Raw genomic sequence first — 19,782 nt, forward strand, 5'->3', positions numbered from 1 at the left:
CTACCTTTTAATCAACGACGGAGAAAACCATCATGGGAGACGGGAAAACGAGATACTAAGGACTTGGCCAAGCCATCCCGGAAGCCGGCAATTGCGCCACGGTGCCGTAGTGTTTGGGCTTCACGGTGGTCATCAATTGCTGGTAGAACGCCATCAGGGTTTGTGGATTGCCGTAGCGGCCGGCGATGGTGACGTATTCAGCCTGGATTTGCTCGCGTGCATCTTTCAGAGCATCCATCAGCAATTTGGCGTAGGCATGGTCATTCATGTGCGCAGCGGTTTGCACGGCATTCAGTAGATCGTTAACGATCAGTTGCGCCAATTCCAAGGCAATCACCGGTGCCGCTTCTTCGGCCCACAGTTTGGCAATGCCGGCGTCCTCCCTAGCCAGGTTATGGATCATGCCGCCGATGGCATCCGGCACGGTTTGCATGAAGGCTTTTTCGCTGTCAGTGATTTGACCGGAGTTGGTCGAGAATTTGTAGATGAGGCCGTTACCGCTATTGGCTGAACCCAGCAGGATGTCCATCACCCGCTGCTTCAAGCCGACCAGATTGACGTTTTGGACGATGGGTTTCAGACACTGATCGGCATCGTGTCCATCCGAACAGGTGTACATCCTGACGGTTTGATAACTATTGCCGGCGTCATTGCCGTACATCAGATCCTTGATCCGCAGCACCGGCGGCGGCGCGCTGACTGCATTGTTTTCGCCTTTGCCGTCGGGCGCGGCTTGAGGCGCATCGACGATCACGGTACCGGAAATACTCATCGCCGCTTCCAGCAAATTGTTGCCGCCGAAGCGGAACCAACCGCCGGCATTTTGATTGACCAACGCCCGCCAGACCAGATTGCCCTGAATGATCTTGGTCATATCCGTCGGGTCGTTCTGCTTGATCTGCTGAACCGGATCACCCAGAGTACTGGTATTGGTCCAGCTGGAAAACACATCCGAAATACCCTGGGTAAACGAGGCATTGGACAGATTGGTTTTACTCTGCAGATCGAAGGCTTTGACCGTATCGTTGACTAAGCCTTGTGCCAACCGGCAGGAGTTGCTGAACATCTGGTTCATTTCCTGGATTTTCTTTTGCAGGTCAGTCATCACCGACGCACACCAGGGACACATGGCACCCACGGCCAACTGAAACGCATAACCCGCCGCATTACCGGCCACGTTGCGCATCAATTGCACGAACTGGTTGAAGTTGATGAAACTGAAACTGCCGGCGAACAAATCGATGCCGCCACAACCGGCACTGAACGACGGTGGCACGAACGACACCAGGTTGGTGTTGGTGATACCATTGCGCGCCACCAAGCTACCGCCGGTAATCACGCCACGGCGCTGTCCCAAATGGGCGGTCGGTGCCGTGAAATTGGTCATGGTGCCAAACATGCTGTCCATTTCCTGTTGCAGGTCGGCATAGGCTGGAACGGCACTCTCAACCAACAAAATCAACACTAAGATCTGACGATAGCGTAATCGAAACGTAAACGACGTCATGGCGTGCTCCCCATTTGCGCACTGCGTTGCAGTGCCTGGATCAATGACAGTGGATCTTGAGTGGCCGCAGGGCTGATGCTACCGGCGGCCGGTAACAACATCGGCGTATTACGAATGCCCTGGGTGGTTTGGTATTGCGAAGCATCGATCCATCCCGCTTCCTTGGCCGCCAACAGAATACGACCGGTGATTTCTTCCAGCGACAAGGCGCCTTGCGCCAACGGCACAATCTGCTTGGGCGGTTTCATCAGAAACAGCGCTGGTGTCTGTTCAACGCCCAACATTGCAGCCTGACCTTGATCGCGTTTGAACTGACTGAAAATGCCATTCGGCATCGGTAAACCATCCAGCGACACGGGATAAATTTTGAATCCATAAGCGTTTTCCAGCATCGCTAAAATCGGCGCCTGCACATGGCAATAAGGACAATCGGACCGGAAGAAAAACAAAATGCCTGCTTGGGCGGCAATCGACTTCAAGGCGCGTTCGGCCACCACGCCGGCCTGATGATTGGCTTCATTGGCCGCATAAGTTGCCACCGGACGACGCACGGTTTCATCGAGTTGCGGATCAGACATCACCACATAACGCGCGGCGTTGGTAAAGCGCTCGGCTTTATCCATCATCACCCGCTGCAGGTAATAAAACGCCGCAACATTCTCTTGGGTGGGATCATCAATGGCCTGGTTCAGGTAATGCTCCAAGTTTTGCTTCAACCATGCCGAGGACAGTGGTTGGGGTTCAGCAGAGGGATTGGTTTGTGTTTTGGGTTCAATTGGAGTCTGAACGACGCTGGGTGGTTTGCTGTCATGCCTGGGTTCTTCCTGATCAGCTTGAGTTTCGGGTTGAGGTTTTTTAACCGGCTCCGGCAACACCTCATACCAAAACCAGCCGCGCTGTTTGTCGGCGAAATAGGAAACCTCGGGCGCGTTGTCTTTACCCATCGCCAGTGAGGAACTGAGACACAAGCTCATGATGATCGGCAAAGAAATGACATTTCGGTTCATCGCGCCATTGTCCGTCAGATCTTCCCAGCGACTTTTGCAGCTGACGTCGAAAACGCCATCAGCTGCAAGATGGCTCGAAAAGCTATCGCAGAACGCGACCGTAACAGCAGGAGATCGCGAATTCGTCGTCAACTGCAATCGGCGTCCCATATCGGTTGCATAAAATGCCGACGTTATTGCGAACGGATGATAGCCCGCAAATCCCAACAGGAATTCGACTTTCGATTTCCCTACTGTAGTAGGGAAACGTAACGGTCGTTAACCGGCCTGTAATCCGATGTTATTTCCTAGGTAGGCATGAGTCACGCCGTTTTGCGAAGGCAATGCCTAAATGAACCCTCGATAAAATGACAGTGATATGCCTACTGTGGTAGGGATTCAATTTGCAAATGGCTATGCAGTAAGGCGCTTTCCAAGGCTCGCAATGAATAGAAAATCCCGTTAGGCATTGTCCATGCCTATCCCTACAGTTAAGTAATAGGAAAATTCATGTCAAGCGAACAACCTGTCAACACTCAATTCAATCTCACAGAACAAGACCTGCTGCATTGGATCGAAACCCGGTGCGATCATCTCCAGGCGCAAGCCAAAGTATTGGTCGATGATTATTGGCGCCAAATGAAAAGCCAGCGCCAGAAACACAGCAAAAGCGAATCGGGCCGAATCGGCGTCCGCATTCGCTGCCGGGAAAACCAACGAGCTTTCAGCATTGAGTGGTATCGCATGGCCACGTTGCGGCAAAACGGTCAGACCAGGCCCATTGCGCAGTACGTTAAGAAAGGCCGTGGCTATCGTTATCCGCTTGGTAACATGCTAAAAGGCGAACCCGCCTGGGAGGCCGAATTAGTCGAAGAACTGGAAACCGAGTTTGCCCATATTCGGCAACAGCTCGATCAACTAGGAAAGATCCGCGATGCGATGCAGCGTTATCGAAAAAGTCTCGAATCCAATACAAACCCGACCGCCAATTGAGGCCGTTAAATGCCATGTTTATTGCGCGCTTTAAACGAATTTAAGGTTTCTGTTCAGATAAAAGCGCTTAATCGCCGAGTCTAAAATCCAGTTTCAATATGTCTGGTTCCTGTCATTGATTTACCAAACGCTTCAAGTTGGCCAAACAGCACTGACCTGATGGATTTCTGATTTCGCAGGCGCATTCGCCGGCTTTGGTACGTTGCATGACGAAAGCTTTGATCGCTTCTGCCCGTCGATCTTTTAACGCTGATAAATACTGCTCAGTGTCTATGTCAAAGCAGTAACACAGCGCGTCGTTCTGAATCGCTTGATAGCTTCGTAAGTGTTGTTTGGGAATGATGTTTCCTGCGTTGGCAAAGTAAGCAATCGGACAGGTTTTTGCCGGACAAAAATAATAGCTGTCAATGACGATTGACTGATTCTCGGGAAACCGTACCTGATGGTACAGCGTCGGCATGCCGACGCTTTTGCACGAGGAACCGCATTCAGGACAAATCTGTTTGGTTTTGGTGGATGTACTTGGGCAGCAGCAATCAGACATAAACGCTATCCTCGGCCTTATCGGGTAATAGGTGTAACCAGGGAACCCGGATAACCGGCATCCGTCGTGGCTTTGATCAAGGCGGCGCTATTGGTTTTGCGACTGTCGAAAGTAACCACGGCCGTTTTGGCATCATAATCGACAGTCACTTCTTGTACGCCTTCGACTTTCTGCAAGGCCTTCTTGATGGTGACTGTACACATGGCACAGGTCATATTTTCTGTGTTCAGCGTCACCGTTTGCTGCTGGTTTGGCAGTGCAACAGTCGTTTCAGCATGAGCTGCCGGCATCCACAACACACTTGATGACAAGCTTAAAATAAACAAACTGGATTTAATGGTCATATATGAATCCTCTCAAGCCATGAAAAAAGGCGCTAACCAGGGAAAGGCCAGCAATATCAAAATGAATGCGGAACTCAACCAAAACAGTAGGCGTTGTCGGCGTTGAATGTCGGATGTGGCACAGTTTTCACCTTCTTCACAGTGGTGAGGCGTTAGATAGAGTTTTCGATACCCTAAAGCCATAAAGGCCAGGGTCAGGATGATAAAAAATGGCCGGACCGGTTCCATAGCCGTTAGCGTGCTAATCCATGCGCCGCCAATACCTAACGACAACAGCAAAAATGGCCCGACACAACAGGCCGAAGCCCCTACAGCGGCCAACAAGGCGCCGATACCTAACCATGACGGAGTTTTTAAGGGCGTTTCAGGGTCTGTATTCATGCCAATCTCCTAAGCCAAACCATGCTAAATGTTGGCAAGGAGTCTAAACCCTGTTGTTTAGAACAGAGTCAAGTGGACGGTGGTGTCTTACTTAAAATTAGAGGTTGGTGATGCATCATCATCGCTAAACGCATCGAGAATAGCGCAATGAGCGGCTGGCGCGGTTTGCTGACAGTCGTTGACCAGGCTTTCCAATACCTGACGGAGAGCGGTTAAATCCCGGATTTGTTGATCGATCTGCTGGCATTTCTGCTCGGCCAGTTGTCTTACATCGGCACAGTGCGCTCCATCAAGGGATAACAAGGTGGCAATTTCCTTCAAGGTAAATCCAGCCTGTTGAGCGCGTTTGATAAAACGTATTCGGGCAATCGCATCTGTTGAATATACGCGATAACCGCCTTCGGGTTTCGCTGGCTCTGTCAGTAAACCAATGCGTTGATAGTGACGGATGGTCTCGATAGTGACTTCGGTTTGTTTAGCAAGTTTGCCGATCGTTAAATTGGGCATTTTGAGCCTTAAAGTTTTCTTTTCAATGCAAAACGGCAACGTTCCTCAAATGGCTGGAATCATAATCAGAAACCTGACTGCCGCACATTGAATTTTATATGGCTATTGGGGCCAATGTACGAAAGCCGGAAGAGATGGCGACATGTTCACAGAACCCCGACACGATGAACAAGTGTTATTTTCGGAGGCGAAATTATCCACAACGTAACATCCCCTTATTTAGATTAAATAAAGATTATAAATAGATTAGCACCCTAGATTTTCATTGCAAAAGAATCGCTACAGCCATCGAATAGCAAGGTCTGCAGCGGTTTCATAACTTGCTCGAAGCGTCGGTCTAATGCCGTGTCAAACGTCGGCCTAATGCCGTGCTTTTTGTCGGTCTAATGCCGTGCCCGTCGGTCTAATGCCGTTACCTTGTCGGCCGAATGCCGTGCCTCCGTCGGTCTAATGCCGTATCCGCGTCGGCCTAATGCCGTATCGAGAGGCTTCGACCGACCGAAAATAGCGTCGGTCTAATGCCGTGCTTTTTAGTGCTGTTGGTCGTCCAGAAAGCGCTGTTGACTGGGCGTAGGTTGGCGTTTGATCTTCACCATGTCATCAGCGAATTCAAAGTTTGCCAAAGTGCCAATGCGCACCAAGGCCTCCAACGCTTTACCCAACCGATATTTGAAATCTCGCAGGGTTTTCGCGCCACTGCCGCTCAGCCGGTGAATGGTGGCAATTTTCATCGGAAACGGAGCGGCATGGGACGACAGGAAACCGTGTAACCATAATGCCAAAGGTTGTTTGCGCAATTTTTGCCGCTGTTCGAACTCAATGTAGGTGTACCCCTCCTCGAACAGGCGCAGCATGGATTCGGTCAATTCCACCACATAGCGCTGTGTCAGTTCATCACGGTAATAGCGCAAGAAACCTTTTTCACCAAAGGCATCCCGGCCGTGAAAGGTGATTTCGACAAAGGCGCCTCCCAAGCGGGCCATCGATTCTTTCAGCCATTCATGTTGGCTTTTGCCGCTACCGCGACCCAATGCCGTCAATAGGGCATGTGCGCTGAAGGTCACGCTAAATCCCGGCAATTGTTGCCTGGACAAGTGCACGATCTGCATCCAGACATCGAGGTCCGATTGATTGAGCTGTATGCCGAGGTAGCGAACCTCAATGCCATCAACCGCAGCCAGCAGGGTGCGTTTTTTGTAAGCAATACGTTCCTTACCCTGGATGCCGGCGAACAATGCGCTCCGCAAACAGGCATTCGGCGTACCGCGAATTGCCGCCGGCCAGTTGGGCAAAGACGTCATGGGTTCGACCACCCGCAATTTGGCTTTTTTCCGCTCCGTCAGAGACTGAAAGCGTTCGGTGAGATTCTCGAGCGAATGGTTGGTGCTGTTTCTGTCCATGACGGCCGCCTCACTTCTTCAGGCTGCCGGGATTGCAGCCATGGCTCAGCACGTTGTGTGGAATTGGCATGGTTTTGACTAGCGCCTGCTCCTCCGGCGTCATATCGAGTTGATGATGGCAATATTTTCGCCAGGCGCGTTCGATGACCCGTGCATCGTCATCCGGGCTATCTGGGAAGTGGAACGTGCTGATATTAAGGACATGACCCGCTACGTCGTCATTTGCCACGTAAACGCCAAACGGCTGATCAACTTGCCTGACGACGTGTTCCATTGCTGCAGCTCGTAGCACTGAACCGCCCAATCCACCTGTCTGCCAAGCATTATCTAGGCGCCAGGGTTGTTCAGGTTGAATCGGCACAATCGATTCGATGACGGTCTCGCTTACGGCAGCATCGGGACGATTCAGCGAAGTACATGCCGTGCCGCACACTAAGGACACAAGACAATGGATTGCGAGCGATTTGGATTTCATGAGAGCTCCAGGGGGTAATTAAAGGGAGCTCGTTACACTAAACACTCTTTTGCCAGGCCTGCTTGCAGCTGACGTCGAATTCGTCGCCAGCTGCAAGCGACGACTGAAAAATTCCCGGCAAGATGCGGCGATATGGAAAATACGCCCTTAACGCTCATTACCCGCATCCGCCAACGTCTGTTTGGAGTCGAGTCCGCGCCTATAGGTCCGGTTGTGACAACGACTGATGAGGACGTGCCGCGTTATCCGCCGTTCATGAAGGGTTTGCCGGCTGCGCCTGTGGAACGCATCCTGTCTAGTCAAACGGAGTTGATTGGGGCCATCGAACAGGCGCTGGCCATGCCGGAAAGTCTTTATCAAACCATAGCCGCGCCGGTCTTACGCCGTTATGCCGCCTACAGCCATTTATTGCCGGCTTCGGAATCTCATCACCATCGCGGCGCCGGTGGCTTGTTTCGGCACGGATTGGAAGTCGCCCATTGGGCGACCTTGGCTTCCCAAGGCAGTTTGTTTGCCACGTCAGCATCACCCAAGGAACGAAAAGCACAAGAATTACGCTGGCGTCTGGCGGTCTGTTTTGCGGGGCTGTTGCATGACATCGGCAAACCGGTCGCCGATATCGCCGTAGTCGACGCACAGGGGCAACATACCTGGAACCCTTGCGATGAAAACATCACCGACTGGGCTGTGCGACATCAGATCGACCGATACTTTCTACGTTGGAGGGATAACCGCCATAAACGCCATGAACAGTTTTCGGCCTTGGTAATCGAGCGCGTCCTCACCCGAGAAGCGCGCACATTCATTCTGGAGTCCGGCCCCGACATCATGCAGGCCATGCTGGAAACCATTAACGGTTTAGACCGCGGCTCCAAAGTTTACGCACTGGTGATAACCGCCGACTGCAGAAGTGTGGAACGGGATTTAAAAGCGCACTACCAAAACATCGACTCTGCCTTGGGCATGCCGGTGGAAAAGTACTTGTTCGACGCCATGCGCCGCTTGGTCAAGTCCGGACAGTGGTCCGTCAACGAAAAAGGCGCTCGGCTATGGCGTTTCGAGCAAGGTCTGCATATCGTCTGGCGGGCCGGTGCGCAAGACATCGTCACATTGCTGGCCAAAGACAAAGTTCCCGGCATTCCGCGTGACGAAGACACCTTGGCGGACATCCTGATCGAACGCGGCTTGGCAATCCCTAAGTCCTGGCCAGATGGTCGGCAATACCGCTATTGGCAGATGCAGCCTGAAGGTTTGGACAATCCGCTATATCTGTTACGCCTGAAATCCGCGGAACTCGTTTTTAGCGGCGAACCACCAACCGTGGTAGACGCTCACGAAATCAGAGAACAGGATGCGACTGCTGTAACAACTGAGCCCGTTGCCAATCCGATACCGAAAACCAGCAAGCCGGCAAAAAGCAAGAATGTCGCGGTTCTGAAGCCGCCCCATCGTGCAGAGAATCCTTTGGCGGCAATCGAGGCGTCAATTCAGACAACTGAGGCGGATAACATAAATGTCCCCACGCACTGGGGCCAAACCGAATCCATTTCCGCAATCCCTTCTCCGGAATTCCCGCATGAAAGTAATTGTGCGCCATCTGCCCTGGATGAAGACTCGAATCAGTCTGATCTGGACAACAACCTTACCCGTCCGATTCAAGCCAAGGTGTCGCCAAACCCAACTACACCCATTCCAACTGTAAATGAATTTAATCATCCAGCCTCCGAAACCGATCCACCCACGGTTGAAATCCCAACGCTTGATAGTCCCGTTGACAAAACCAAATCATGGCTGGACGATCATGGCCCCGCGGGACAATGGTTATTAAACATCGCCTTTCACCTCAATCAGGACCAATGGCAATGGGGAATCGATATTCTGGAAGTTCAGGAGAAATACTTGCTTCCGTTTCCGGGCGCAGCTGAAAAACTAGGGCTTGATCCGAGTCAATTCATCAAAACGATGGAAGAAACCGGCTGGCTGGTCACCGATGTGCTGTCGCCCATGCGCAAGGTACAAACCATCCAATCGGTTCGCGGCATCCTACTGGCATTGGAACCCAGTTTGGCTATGAAGACGTTATTGACCGCCCAAGGTGAAGTCAGACCGCTAGAGCCGTCAGCATCACCCCCAAACGACAGTGCTAACTCCGTCAGTAATCAGGGGCTGCTCAAGCGCCAAAAACGCACGAAACCGGAACCTAAAGTCGCTCAGCTCACCCCAAAAGTTTCCGGCAACCAACAATCGAGAAACGATAACGCTTCAGATATTATGGTTAAACCAAATGCCGACAAGTCAGCCGCGCCAAAAACAACGACACCGGAGAAACCCGGAACGATCGATTTGCTGATAACGCATGTGCAGCAGCAAAACATTCCGCCCGAAGAATCATCCACGGAAGGCAACTGGCATAAGATTTCCAATACCGAACTGGAACGGTTTCTGGCGCAACATCCAACCATCAAACGGACCCGATTCATGCTAGACATTGCCAATCACCCGGATTGTCGCTCGGTCAGTGCGACTGAAGGCATTCAGGTGCGGCTACGCCCATGAAATCCGATTACGACCATCAATTTCCCTGGCGACCGATTTTTGAGGTGTATGCCATCTCCGGCTGGATCGGAGGGGCGGGATTAGCGTATTGGACCAGTCGTTGGTCGGGGTTGCCCCGAGAACCGTTTGATTGGTTAATGATCGCCTGTAGCGTAATAGCCTGTTATCGACTGCCTACGGCGGTGAGCCTTTGGTATCGCAAGCGCCGCCTAGGACAATTCCGCTTTCAATACCTGGATGCCGAGAAACTCAAGCACTTAATCAAACACCATCCGGACGAGTTATGGTTTGGCTGGGGATTCGATTGGGTGCAAAAGCATGCACAATTGGCTTATGAGATTTTGAAACGGGATGTCTCGACACTGATTCCGAACGATCATAAACGTATGGGCTCTGCCTGGATTCATGGCTTGGAAATTTCTGAAAACGATATCCGGCAGCCGCTTCAGCATACCGCCGGCCATACGCTACTAGTTGGCACCACCGGCGCCGGTAAAACCCGAGCGTTTGACGTGTTGGTTACGCAAGCCGTGTTGCGCGGCGAAGCGGTGATCATCATCGATCCGAAAGGCGATAAGGATCTGATGGCGTGTGCCAAACGGGCTTGCGAAATAGCCAATCGCCCCGATCGCTTCGTGTATTTCCACCCAGCTTTTCCGGAAGACAGCGTGCGGCTGGACCCGTTGCATAATTTCAATCGGCCATCCGAAATAGCAAGTCGTATCAGTGCTATTTCGCCCAGCGAAAGCAGTAACGATCCCTTCAAGGCATTTGGTCAGAAATCCCTGGATAACGTCATTCAAGGCTTGATGGTGATCGAAGAACGGCCAACGTTGGTAAAACTACGCCGCTACCTGGAAGGCGGTCCTTCGACCTTGGTAATTCAAGCCTTGGAACGTTATTTCGACAATAGTTTGGAGCATTGGCGGCAAGAGGCGCGACCTTACCTGAAAAATGCCAAGGATATCGACTCCAAAGCGGCTGGTTTGGTACGGTTTTACCGAGAAGTCGTACAGTATCAGGTGCCGAATTTGGATTTGGAGGGATTGTTGTCCTTGTTCGAACACGACCGAGCGCATTTCAGCAAAATGGTCGCTTCGCTGATTCCGATCATGAACATGCTGACATCGGGATCGTTGGGTCCGTTATTGTCGCCTAACCCGCAGGACATTGATGACGTGCGGCCCATCACCAATACAGGCCATATTATTCAAAAAGCCCAGGTTGCCTATATCGGCTTGGACTCACTATCGGATGGCATGGTTGGCAGCGCCATTGGCTCCATTCTATTGGCCGATCTGGCAGCCGTTGCCGGTGATCGTTACAACTACGGTGTCTCAGACAGACCCGTGAATGTCTTTGTCGACGAGGCCGCTGAAGTTATCAACGACCCATTCATTCAAGTATTAAACAAAGGCCGTGGCGCCAAAATTCGCTTATTCATCGCCACCCAGACCTTTGCCGACTTTGCAGCCCGCACCGGATCTCAGGACAAAGCCCGCCAGGTATTAGGCAACGTCAACAACCTGATCGCACTGCGCATCATGGACAGCGAGACTCAACAATACATCACCGACAATCTGCCCAAAACCCGACTCAAATACATTATGCGCACCCAGGGTGTCGCAACCAGCGCAACCAATCCCACCGTGTTTTCAGGGAATGTCGGCGAGCGACTAATGGAGGAGGAAGGCGATTTGTTTGCGCCACAGCTCCTCGGTCAACTGCCTGATTTGCATTACATCGCCAAGTTATCCGGCGGTCGCATCGTAAAAGGCCGTTTGCCTGTGCTGCAATCAGCACTTGATACCCAACTGACCTGACCATGCAACGCAATTTGCTATTCAGTCTGATGATCTGGTTGTTGGAAGTAATTTTAGTCGCGAGCTTTGTCTCGGATCGCTGGACACGGGAAATCCAGGCAACTGAAGATCAGATGTTGATTGCTTATTTCGGCATTGAAAAGGAAGCGGAGATCCGGCACACCGCACAGGTCTGGTTTGACCAAATGTTTGTCCAAACCGGCATGAGGGAAAGTGTATACCGTTACTTCATTCCGACCGAGCGCGAACGACAAATGTCCAAAGGCTTTGAAGACGTCGGCCGCAATGATTTGTTTCCGTTCATTCAAAGCAGACTCGATGTGCTCTGGGATACGGTGTATCAGATGATCAAGCGATTTGTTATGGCTTGCGCCTGGATACCCTTTTTGGCAGTGGCAATTCTGCCGTTTGCCATTGATGGCTTGATTCGGCGCAAGGTTAGCCAAACCAATTTTGATTACCCCAGTCCGATGGCGCATCGTTATAGTATCTATGTGATGTTGGGGGCGTTATACCTTTTACTGATGGGACTGACGCTGCCATTTCCCGTGCCACCGCAATCGTTGCCGGTTGGCATTATTATCGTGGCCTGGGCGATGAACATCTTATTGGCCAATACTCAGAAACGGGTTTGATGCTCGATTTTGTGATTTACCTGAGTCCTCATCATCGGCCCGCTCCGATAATTACTAATGTCGGGTGGCACCAAAAGTGAAAAAATCTTAGATTTTATGATGGCAATAATGAAAAATTTCTCGGCTAATGGAGGATGTCACATAAAGAAGCCAATCTTGCTACACATTGGCCATTTACAGACATTTGGCTAAGTAAATGGCATGATAGAATCCATGTTCTTAGAAGTTGCAGACATCACTGTTCCGTTTTGGTTACCGCCATTGGTAGCCTTCGGCATATCATTCTTCACCTCGATGGTCGGGGTATCTGGCTCATTCTTGTTGCTCCCATTCCAGATGAGTGTGCTTGGGTATGTTAGTCCTTCGGTATCGGCGACCAATCTTGTATTCAATTTAGTGGCCATTCCTGGCGGCATATGGCATTACGCCCGTATTAAACGTATGGACTGGCCGCTCGCCTGGACTATTGCCACAGGCACTTTGCCAGGCCTGTTGGTGGGTTGGTGGTTACGTGTGCATTGGCTACTGGACGCACGCACTTTTAAACTGTTTGTCGGCGTCATTCTGCTTGGGTTGGCAATCCGTTTGCTCGGGAATAAAAGCGCCTTTGCCAGGGGCGAAATAGGGGTATCTATTTCTGGCAATAGCGGGAATACGATACCTATTTTCTTAGTTGCACTGATTATCGGTGTCATTGGTGGAGCCTATGGTATTGGTGGCGGCTCCATCATGGCGCCAGTGCTCATAGCAGTGTTTAGCCTTCCGGTATATGAAGTTGCGGGGGCAGCACTCTTGGGTACGTTTGTGACATCCGTTGTAGGTGTGGCGCTCTATCAATTTCTGCCTGCACCGCCTGGTATCAATACAAGACCTGACTGGACGTTGGGTATTCTGTTCGGGCTGGGCGGTGTAGTGGGTATGTATATGGGCGCGCAAGCACAGAAACATTTCTCGCACCGTTCGCTTGAACTGGGAATTTCGATTGTGTTGGTACTGGTAGCCGGCGGATATGCGGTTGAATATGTACTTGGTTCAATTCTCTAAATCAGGTTTTGATACGGTTGTTTTATTGACGACCGAGGTTCTTTCTGGTTGAAAATGGCGTGATTTTGCCGGGCCTCTATAATTAAACTATGTTAACTGCCGTGTTTTTAGTGTGCTCTCAACTGACATTGGCTTTATAATCGCCTCATAACCTTCGGATAAGTTGCCTAGTCAGGTTTACCGAACTTCCAACGATGGAATAACAGCCAAGCGTTCAATCTTTTTAAACAAGTTCTATACCTTATTATTTTTATTGTAACCCTTTGATGCAGCCTAACCGATCCAATCAGCAATCAGATTCAAGACACAATCGGCGTCTATTGCTCTCTTTTGGATTGCCGTTTTTGTTGGTAGTCATTTTTGCAGGCTTCCAATTTATCGATTTAGACAGCATCGGTTGGAGTCACGGCTTTAGTCATCCGCTATCTGGCTGGGATCATCTTGTCACTATGTTGGCCGTCGGCATCTGGGCGGCCCAATTGCGTGGACAGGCTGTTTGGATGTTGCCGCTTGCATTTGTTGGGGTCATGAGTTTAGGGGGGCTTGCCGGCGCAGCAGGCTTGGCCATTCCCAGCGTGGAAGGCATCATCCTGTTATCTTGCGCGGTTTTCGGTGTATTAATTACCCGTAAAATCCGTTTTAGCGCCAAGATCAATGTCATGATTGTGGCGTTTTTTGCTTTCTTCCATGGCTTTGCCCATGGTCAGGAAATTTCCACATCTGCCAGTCTGATTTCTTATACCTTGGGTTTTATGCTGGCAACGCTGCTGCTGCACGGTGCCGGTATCTTAGTTGCAAAGTTAGTTGTATTTTGCATTAGCTGTTTGCTGACGATTATATTTTCCAATGCAGCTCTGGCCAAAACGACTGAATCGATTGTTGGCAACAACGCTATAGACACAGTGTTTGCTCAGGATGCGGAATTCACCAAAATAACACCTTTTTGGATAGAAGCGGATCAAGCTGGGTATGCGCAGTATTGCTTTGTTTTCGCTGAGGATAAACGGTGTTCTGAAGATTTTTCTAGGTATGGTGCTGGGGTTAACGATCCCTCAAGTAGCAAGCTTGTTAGCCTTGGCTTCGTTGATTTCGTGAGAACACCCGTTAAAAATGATAGTCGAAGTGTTACGGTAGACAGCAATTGCGATGGTTTGATTTTCAAACAACCCGCTTTGCAAAGGCTAGATAACTGGTTGGACAAGTGGCTATTTAATCCCGATTACATAAATCATAGTGCTTTGGATTTCAAACACTATTACCCCGATATTAACCATACACCTGGTAAACGGTTGCTAAGCAACGGCGTTGGTCTTACCTCGCCACCGGTTGCGCTCCCCAATGTTTTAGCACATCAAGCTTCTTCCAATCTTCGCAAGACCCCGATTTCATCCGTTGAAGACTCTTATCTTCAATCGATCTTTGCCAAATCTGATACCGGCAATTTCACTACCCAAACGATCAAACACACTAGGCACGATTGCGCCTTTCGTAATCTGCGCGAGACCATGCAAAGCACGGTCACGACCGTTTGTTTTCAGAACAATTTCTTTTCTAATTTAACGCTTATCGACAAATCACGTCGTTCAAGCGGCGCCGCTATTGGTGTTATCTCCCGATTTCATTTGCTTTTTGCAAGTCAAAAAAGCTTGCCATTGGCAATGAGAAAAACATGGCCCGTTAAGGCCTATCCCATTCTGACATAACAATAAAAATCAATCCGACATCGTTTAAGAGAAAACCTATGAGCCTTTACAGCACAATAATAAAAAAGAAACCTTTGATCATCGGCCTTGAAATCGTCTTGGGCTTAAGTTGCACCGGACTTCAAGCGGCACCGAATACGGATGTAACCGAAGTGCTGGAGCAAGCCGATCAAATTGAAACCGAAGACAAAGCGGCCAAGAGCAACACATCAAAAAAAGCTAAATCCGCTGCCAAGCAAGAAAAAGTGGAAGAATTGGAAACTGTCGAGGTTGAGGATTTTGGGCGATCAAGAGACTTAGTCGGTATCGCCGAAAGTGCCTCGCAAGGTCATGTCGGACAAGAACAGCTTAAATACCGCCCAATCAGTCGTCCTGGCGAGATATTAGAAACCGTACCTGGCCTGATTGCGTCGCAACACAGTGGCGAAGGTAAAGCCAATCAGTATTACTTACGCGGTTTCAACCTTGATCACGGTACCGACTTCTTAACCCAAATCGATGGCGTTCCGGTTAATTTAACCACGCATGGACACGGTCAAGGTTGGACGGATACCAACTTTCTGATCCCCGAATTAATCAAAACGGTTAATTATCAGAAAGGGAACTACTATGCAGAAAATGGGGACTTTTCTAGTGCAGGTGCCGCGAATATTCAATACTTCGATGATATGCCCGATACGTTGGTGAAATTTACCGGCGGCATGTTTGACTACTATCGTGGATTGGCTACCGGTTCCCATAAATTGGGTGATGGAAATCTGCTGTACGCGGGTGAAATCGTCAACAACGGTGGACCGTGGACAGTCAGTAACGATTATCAGAAATATAATGGTGTACTTCGTTATAGCGAAGAGCATGGCGAAACCGGCTGGAATGTCACCGCCATGGCCTATAAAGCAGATTGGAATGCCACTGACCAAATCGCAAAGCGTGCTGTCACTTCAGGGCTTATCGGCCGTTTTGATGCTCTCGATCCCACCGATGGTGGAGCGAGTGAACGTTACAGCCTGACAGCCGAATGGCACCGCAATACCAATACCAGTGCAACAAAGTTCATGGCTTACGGGCTTTATTCGACGCTTAATTTATTCTCGAACTTCACGTATTTCCTGAATGATCCGGTTAATGGCGATCAATTCAACCAGCCGGATCAACGCTGGCAGACTGGGTTCAAGGCCAGTCATACCATTTATCACAAGCTTGCAGGTGCCGAGTCGGAAAGCACTTTTGGTTTACAAGTGCGCAACGATAACATCGATAATGGCTTGTATTTGACCAAAGCGCGGCAACGCCTATCGACGGTACGTCAAGATTCCGTATGGGTTACCAGTGCCAGTCCCTATGCCGAAAATAAAACACGTTGGAATGATTGGTTTCGGACTACGCTTGGGGTGCGCTTCGATGGCTTCCGCTTCGATGTTACCAACAGTAATATCGCCGCCAATCAAGGCGAACGTTACGATGGGTTAGTGAGTCCTAAATTGGGCATGGTTTTTGGACCATGGGCTGATACCGAGTTTTACTTGAACGGTGGCTTGGGTTACCACAGTAATGATGGACGCGGTGTTAATACCCGCATCGATCCCAGTACACGCGAAAATGTGAAATCCGCCGTACCGCTTGCACGAACCTACGGCTCAGAAATCGGTACTCGAACTACTTGGATAAAAGGCTTGCAGAGTACATTAGCCATCTGGTGGCTGGATATTGATTCTGAATTGCTGTTCTCGGGTGACGCAGGAACCACTGAACCTAGTCGGCCCAGTCGCCGTTACGGTTTGGAATTTGCCAACTACTATTCACCGACCGATTGGTTAACACTTGATGCCGATTTTAGTTATTCAAAATCGCGCTTTAGGGGTAATGATCCAGCAGGCAACTACATTCCGGGTTCCATTGAAACCGTCATCGCGACCGGTGCTACGGTCCATGATTTCTACGGTTTCTTTGGCGGACCAAGACTGCGTTACTTCGGGCCTCGCTCCCTGATTGAGGATAATAGTGTGCGGTCAAAACCGACCATCATGCTCTCGGCTATGCTGGGCTACGAATTCAATAAAACCTGGACTTTACAAGCGGAAATGTTCAATTTGCTCAATCGTACAGACAGTGCGATTGACTATTACTACACTTCACGCCTGCCTGGTGAAGACCTGGCAGGTGTGAATGACATCCACTTTCACCCGGTTGAGCCGGTCAATTTCCGTATGACATTGTCGGCAAAATTTTGAAGTCTTTATAGAAACAATCTCGACGGTCCGGTTAAATGAAATAGCTGAACTATCCAGCAGTAGACGTATTGCCTCATAGGAAAAGATAACCGAAGGGGCAAAGTCGTTGCCTCACATTAGAGGTAACCTGGACTTGTGAAAAGATGAGTTTCAATTGTTGCTCAATGGCGCCCTTAAGAGCAAATGGATTGAGCTTGGCATGGTGTTCCCGAAGAGCCTGTTGGTGGATTTGGGGATATCAAGATGATCGAGAACCCTTTGGTAAGGCGTTTGTGGTACAGGGTATTTTTTGACGATTTTGGTGGCATCACGGTGTTTTTTGCTTCAGTTTAAGGCTGGTGAGCAATCGCGCCTCCACCGTCACGTGTATTGCCTACGGCGGCCCTGGCCGTCCCCGTCGCTCGAAGTCTTCGCTTCTCGCTCTCGGATGACTCGACACCGTTTCGCGAGGCCTTGCAGTTTTTCTGTTCGAAAAACCGCCCGGCGCTACGAATTCCAGGGGCTACTCGGCCTTCGCTCGCTACCGCTTTGCTTTCCGAGCCTCGTAGCGTCGGGGATTGGTAGCCCAATGTTAAGTTAAGTGAGATCGGCGGCCATTGTAAAAAACCAAATAATCGACCACGCTCAGTTTCGCTGCTTCTTGGGTTTTGAATTTTTCGTAGTTGAGTTGCTCATGCTTCTAACTGCGAAAAAATCCTTCGGTCGGCGGTCGAGTCAACCGAAGGGAACCGCCCCTTCAGTTGCTCACGGAACCGTACGTGAACCTCTCGATTCATACGGCTCTTGTTATCCAGCCACCCAACACCAAACTCGCCAGTGAGCAAATAATGTCGGACATTGTCGATATAGCTCCCGCAGCCATCGGCTGGCACGCCATTTCCGGCGCTGTAGCGATTTGAATTTCCGCCTTGCCCAGCTCAACAGTTTATCGTTGATATAGCTATAGATGGCCGACATCGCTGATTTTCTGAACTTTCCGTAATAGGGGATCCATCCCTGAACGATCGGATTAATCGCTTTTGCCAAATCAGCAATCCTTTGACTGTAGCCCGCTTTGATCAACGGGTGTCCTTTGAGCTTTGCTCTCATGGCTTTCAACGCTTTACGGCTGACGGCCGTTGAGAAGCTGACAAAGTGTCAAAGAACCAGCCGCTTCTATCGCGAGCCCTTCTGGGTCTGAATGTATATCCCAGAAAGTCAAAGCTCTGATTCGGATCTTGCCCGTCTCGGCTTGAGTCCTTGCAATACACAATCTTGGTTTTCTCCTGGCAAAGTTCCAGACCACACCGGATAAACCTTTGCCTGATTTGCCGCTCTACCATTTTCAACTGGGTTTCACTTCGACAGTGCACCACAATGTCATCGGCATAGCGTTCAAAATGGATACAAGGAAAGTGCTTCTTCATCCATTGGTCAAAGACCAGATGCAAAAAGATATTAGCCAGCGACGGACTGATGACGCCACCTTGGGGCGTACCTTTCGCACGGCTGATCCTCTCTCCATTGGGCAGTATCACGTCGGCCTTTAACCAGCGTTCGATGTACAGCAACGTCCATTGGCAGTCGGTGTACTTGGCTACAGCTTTCATGACTAAGCCATGATCCAAGGCGTCGAAGAATCCCTTGATGTCCATATCCAGCACCCAATCATCCCGCCAACAGCGTTGCCGTGTTTGCGCAATAGCATCGAGCGCCGACTTTCCGTGGCGATAGCCATAGAAATCATCATGAAAGTGTGGTTCCACAAGGAGTTCCAGCCGATTCTTGATAACCATTTGTGCAATTCGATCCGAGATAGTCGGTATACCCAATGGCATCAGCTTACCGTTTGACTTGGGTATTTCGACACGACGTACCGGTGGCGGAAAGTAGCTGCCTGACGACAACCAATTCCATATTTTGTACAGATTGTTCTTTAAATCAGCCTCAAAATCCTTAATGGATTGCCCATCAATGCCGGCAGCACCCTTACATCTGCTTACTTCATACCTGACACATTAATCGTTGCCTTTTCCAACTGGTAGTCAACATTTTTTCGGACACACGGCTAAGCAGCGGCAATTCTAGCCAAAGGGCGATGTGGTTGATTTGTGCAACAACGCCGCTGATAGTCAAAAGTTGGCAATCATTATCATCAATTTTGTAAATGGCTATGAACTTACCACAGGTTAACAAATCCGAATTATAGGGGGATAACCTGAAGAGCGGTCATGCAAGCAACGATCACGAGTTTTTGGGACTGGCAACAGCACTTTGCCGATGAAAAAAGTTGTCTTCAAGCCATCATCAAACTCAGGTGGCCTGAAGGATTTTGCTGTCCACGCTGTGGCCATCAGAAAGGTTGATTGCTTCAGACACGGCATGTCTACGAATGTGCAGTTTGTCATCATCACACTTCGGTGACAGCCGGCACCTGTTTCATAACACCAAACTGCCGCTTGTGAAGTGGTTTTGGAGTCTTTATTGGGTATCGTCGGACAAGGGGTAGTATCTCCGCTTTGCGGCTGACCAAACTCATTGGTGTTTCCTGGTTGACGGCTCAACGCATGTCGAGGAAGTTACGCACGGCCATGGGTGATCAGAATAATCTGTACAAACTAAGCGGCATTATCGAATTCGATGATGCCTTTATCGGTGGTAAGCGTGCCGGTAA

Annotated in this window: 16 protein-coding genes and 1 pseudogene; 8 read left to right on the forward strand and 9 right to left on the reverse strand. The window is 50.0% G+C overall.

Annotation, left to right across the window (positions count from 1 at the left end):
- Window positions 1–55: 55 nt before the first annotated feature.
- Complete coding sequence (locus tag METH11B_RS0108855; RefSeq protein ID WP_026601724.1) at window positions 56–1,507, reverse strand: conjugal transfer protein TraH; 1,452 nt, start codon at window positions 1,505–1,507, stop codon at window positions 56–58.
- Entirely contained in the window at window positions 1,504–2,514 is a 1,011-nt protein-coding gene (locus METH11B_RS0108860; protein WP_033157929.1) for a conjugal transfer protein TraF, read from the reverse strand. The genes METH11B_RS0108855 and METH11B_RS0108860 overlap by 4 nt, the downstream gene beginning before the upstream one ends.
- Before the next feature lie 489 nt (window positions 2,515–3,003).
- On the opposite strand from METH11B_RS0108860, the gene mobI reads away from it, so the two are divergent.
- Window positions 3,004–3,486, forward strand: a complete 483-nt coding sequence (gene mobI / locus METH11B_RS0108865; RefSeq protein ID WP_026601726.1) for a conjugative transfer protein MobI(A/C) — start codon at window positions 3,004–3,006, stop codon at window positions 3,484–3,486.
- A 112-nt stretch (window positions 3,487–3,598) separates the two neighbouring features.
- On the opposite strand, the gene METH11B_RS0108870 is transcribed toward mobI, so the two are convergent.
- The 5 genes from METH11B_RS0108870 to METH11B_RS0108895 form a co-directional block, all read right to left on the reverse strand.
- Window positions 3,599–4,030, reverse strand: a complete 432-nt coding sequence (locus METH11B_RS0108870; RefSeq protein WP_165385928.1) for a putative iron-sulfur cluster-binding metallochaperone — start codon at window positions 4,028–4,030, stop codon at window positions 3,599–3,601.
- A gap of 17 nt (window positions 4,031–4,047) precedes the next feature.
- A complete protein-coding gene (locus tag METH11B_RS30145; RefSeq protein ID WP_331725249.1) occupies window positions 4,048–4,755 on the reverse strand; it encodes a MerT/CopZ fusion-like heavy metal transport selenoprotein in 708 nt (235 codons plus the stop codon).
- Window positions 4,756–4,842: 87 nt separating this feature from the next.
- A complete protein-coding gene (locus METH11B_RS0108885) occupies window positions 4,843–5,262 on the reverse strand; it encodes a MerR family transcriptional regulator (protein ID WP_026601730.1) in 420 nt (139 codons plus the stop codon).
- Between the two features lie 530 nt (window positions 5,263–5,792).
- Complete coding sequence (gene trfA / locus METH11B_RS0108890) at window positions 5,793–6,662, reverse strand: plasmid replication initiator TrfA (protein WP_026601731.1); 870 nt, start codon at window positions 6,660–6,662, stop codon at window positions 5,793–5,795.
- Window positions 6,663–6,672: 10 nt separating this feature from the next.
- On the reverse strand, window positions 6,673–7,137 hold the full coding sequence (locus METH11B_RS0108895) for a hypothetical protein (RefSeq protein ID WP_026601732.1): 465 nt from the start codon (window positions 7,135–7,137) through the stop codon (window positions 6,673–6,675).
- 132 nt (window positions 7,138–7,269) lie between these two features.
- On the opposite strand from METH11B_RS0108895, the gene mobH reads away from it, so the two are divergent.
- The 6 genes from mobH (at window position 7,270) to METH11B_RS0108930 (ending at window position 17,129) form a co-directional block, all read left to right on the forward strand.
- A complete protein-coding gene (mobH, locus tag METH11B_RS27765; protein ID WP_026601733.1) occupies window positions 7,270–9,693 on the forward strand; it encodes a MobH family relaxase in 2,424 nt (807 codons plus the stop codon).
- Window positions 9,690–11,516, forward strand: coding sequence for a conjugative transfer system coupling protein TraD (traD, locus tag METH11B_RS0108905; RefSeq protein WP_026601734.1), 1,827 nt, complete (start codon window positions 9,690–9,692; stop codon window positions 11,514–11,516). The genes mobH and traD overlap by 4 nt, the downstream gene beginning before the upstream one ends.
- Before the next feature lie 2 nt (window positions 11,517–11,518).
- Window positions 11,519–12,151: a DUF4400 domain-containing protein gene (locus tag METH11B_RS0108910; RefSeq protein WP_026601735.1), complete on the forward strand. Its 633-nt coding sequence runs from the start codon at window positions 11,519–11,521 to the stop codon at window positions 12,149–12,151.
- Window positions 12,152–12,364: 213 nt separating this feature from the next.
- Window positions 12,365–13,195, forward strand: a complete 831-nt coding sequence (locus METH11B_RS26525) for a sulfite exporter TauE/SafE family protein (protein WP_036277183.1) — start codon at window positions 12,365–12,367, stop codon at window positions 13,193–13,195.
- Window positions 13,196–13,539: 344 nt separating this feature from the next.
- Entirely contained in the window at window positions 13,540–14,898 is a 1,359-nt protein-coding gene (locus METH11B_RS27770) for a HupE/UreJ family protein (RefSeq protein WP_231499599.1), read from the forward strand.
- A gap of 38 nt (window positions 14,899–14,936) precedes the next feature.
- Window positions 14,937–17,129, forward strand: coding sequence for a TonB-dependent receptor (locus METH11B_RS0108930; protein ID WP_026601739.1), 2,193 nt, complete (start codon window positions 14,937–14,939; stop codon window positions 17,127–17,129).
- Window positions 17,130–17,915: 786 nt separating this feature from the next.
- On the opposite strand, the gene METH11B_RS30150 is transcribed toward METH11B_RS0108930, so the two are convergent.
- A complete protein-coding gene (locus METH11B_RS30150; protein ID WP_197492418.1) occupies window positions 17,916–18,218 on the reverse strand; it encodes a group II intron maturase-specific domain-containing protein in 303 nt (100 codons plus the stop codon).
- Between the two features lie 5 nt (window positions 18,219–18,223).
- Window positions 18,224–19,102 (reverse strand): annotated as a pseudogene (gene ltrA / locus METH11B_RS26535) (group II intron reverse transcriptase/maturase); the annotation flags it as partial.
- A 237-nt stretch (window positions 19,103–19,339) separates the two neighbouring features.
- Here ltrA and METH11B_RS30155 point away from each other — a divergent pair.
- Window positions 19,340–19,474: a transposase gene (locus METH11B_RS30155; RefSeq protein ID WP_081733775.1), complete on the forward strand. Its 135-nt coding sequence runs from the start codon at window positions 19,340–19,342 to the stop codon at window positions 19,472–19,474.
- Window positions 19,475–19,782 lie beyond the last annotated feature (308 nt).

The organism is Methylomonas sp. 11b (genome assembly GCF_000515215.1).
In the GTDB taxonomy this organism is placed as follows: Bacteria; Pseudomonadota; Gammaproteobacteria; order Methylococcales; family Methylomonadaceae; genus Methylomonas.

Bases quoted from the DNA above. Each gene is read 5' to 3' on its own strand.
- traD (WP_026601734.1), top strand. From the start codon at position 9,690: ATGAAATCCGATTACGACCATCAATTTCCCTGGCGACCGATTTTTGAG.
- mobH (WP_026601733.1), top strand. From the start codon at position 7,270: ATGGAAAATACGCCCTTAACGCTCATTACCCGCATCCGCCAACGTCTG.
- METH11B_RS0108855 (WP_026601724.1), bottom strand. From the start codon at position 1,507: ATGACGTCGTTTACGTTTCGATTACGCTATCGTCAGATCTTAGTGTTG.
- METH11B_RS0108910 (WP_026601735.1), top strand. From the start codon at position 11,519: ATGCAACGCAATTTGCTATTCAGTCTGATGATCTGGTTGTTGGAAGTA.
- METH11B_RS30150 (WP_197492418.1), bottom strand. From the start codon at position 18,218: ATGAGAGCAAAGCTCAAAGGACACCCGTTGATCAAAGCGGGCTACAGT.
- METH11B_RS30155 (WP_081733775.1), top strand. From the start codon at position 19,340: ATGCAAGCAACGATCACGAGTTTTTGGGACTGGCAACAGCACTTTGCC.
- METH11B_RS26525 (WP_036277183.1), top strand. From the start codon at position 12,365: ATGTTCTTAGAAGTTGCAGACATCACTGTTCCGTTTTGGTTACCGCCA.
- METH11B_RS0108860 (WP_033157929.1), bottom strand. From the start codon at position 2,514: ATGAACCGAAATGTCATTTCTTTGCCGATCATCATGAGCTTGTGTCTC.
- METH11B_RS0108930 (WP_026601739.1), top strand. From the start codon at position 14,937: ATGAGCCTTTACAGCACAATAATAAAAAAGAAACCTTTGATCATCGGC.
- METH11B_RS0108885 (WP_026601730.1), bottom strand. From the start codon at position 5,262: ATGCCCAATTTAACGATCGGCAAACTTGCTAAACAAACCGAAGTCACT.
- mobI (WP_026601726.1), top strand. From the start codon at position 3,004: ATGTCAAGCGAACAACCTGTCAACACTCAATTCAATCTCACAGAACAA.
- trfA (WP_026601731.1), bottom strand. From the start codon at position 6,662: ATGGACAGAAACAGCACCAACCATTCGCTCGAGAATCTCACCGAACGC.
- METH11B_RS0108895 (WP_026601732.1), bottom strand. From the start codon at position 7,137: ATGAAATCCAAATCGCTCGCAATCCATTGTCTTGTGTCCTTAGTGTGC.
- METH11B_RS0108870 (WP_165385928.1), bottom strand. From the start codon at position 4,030: ATGTCTGATTGCTGCTGCCCAAGTACATCCACCAAAACCAAACAGATT.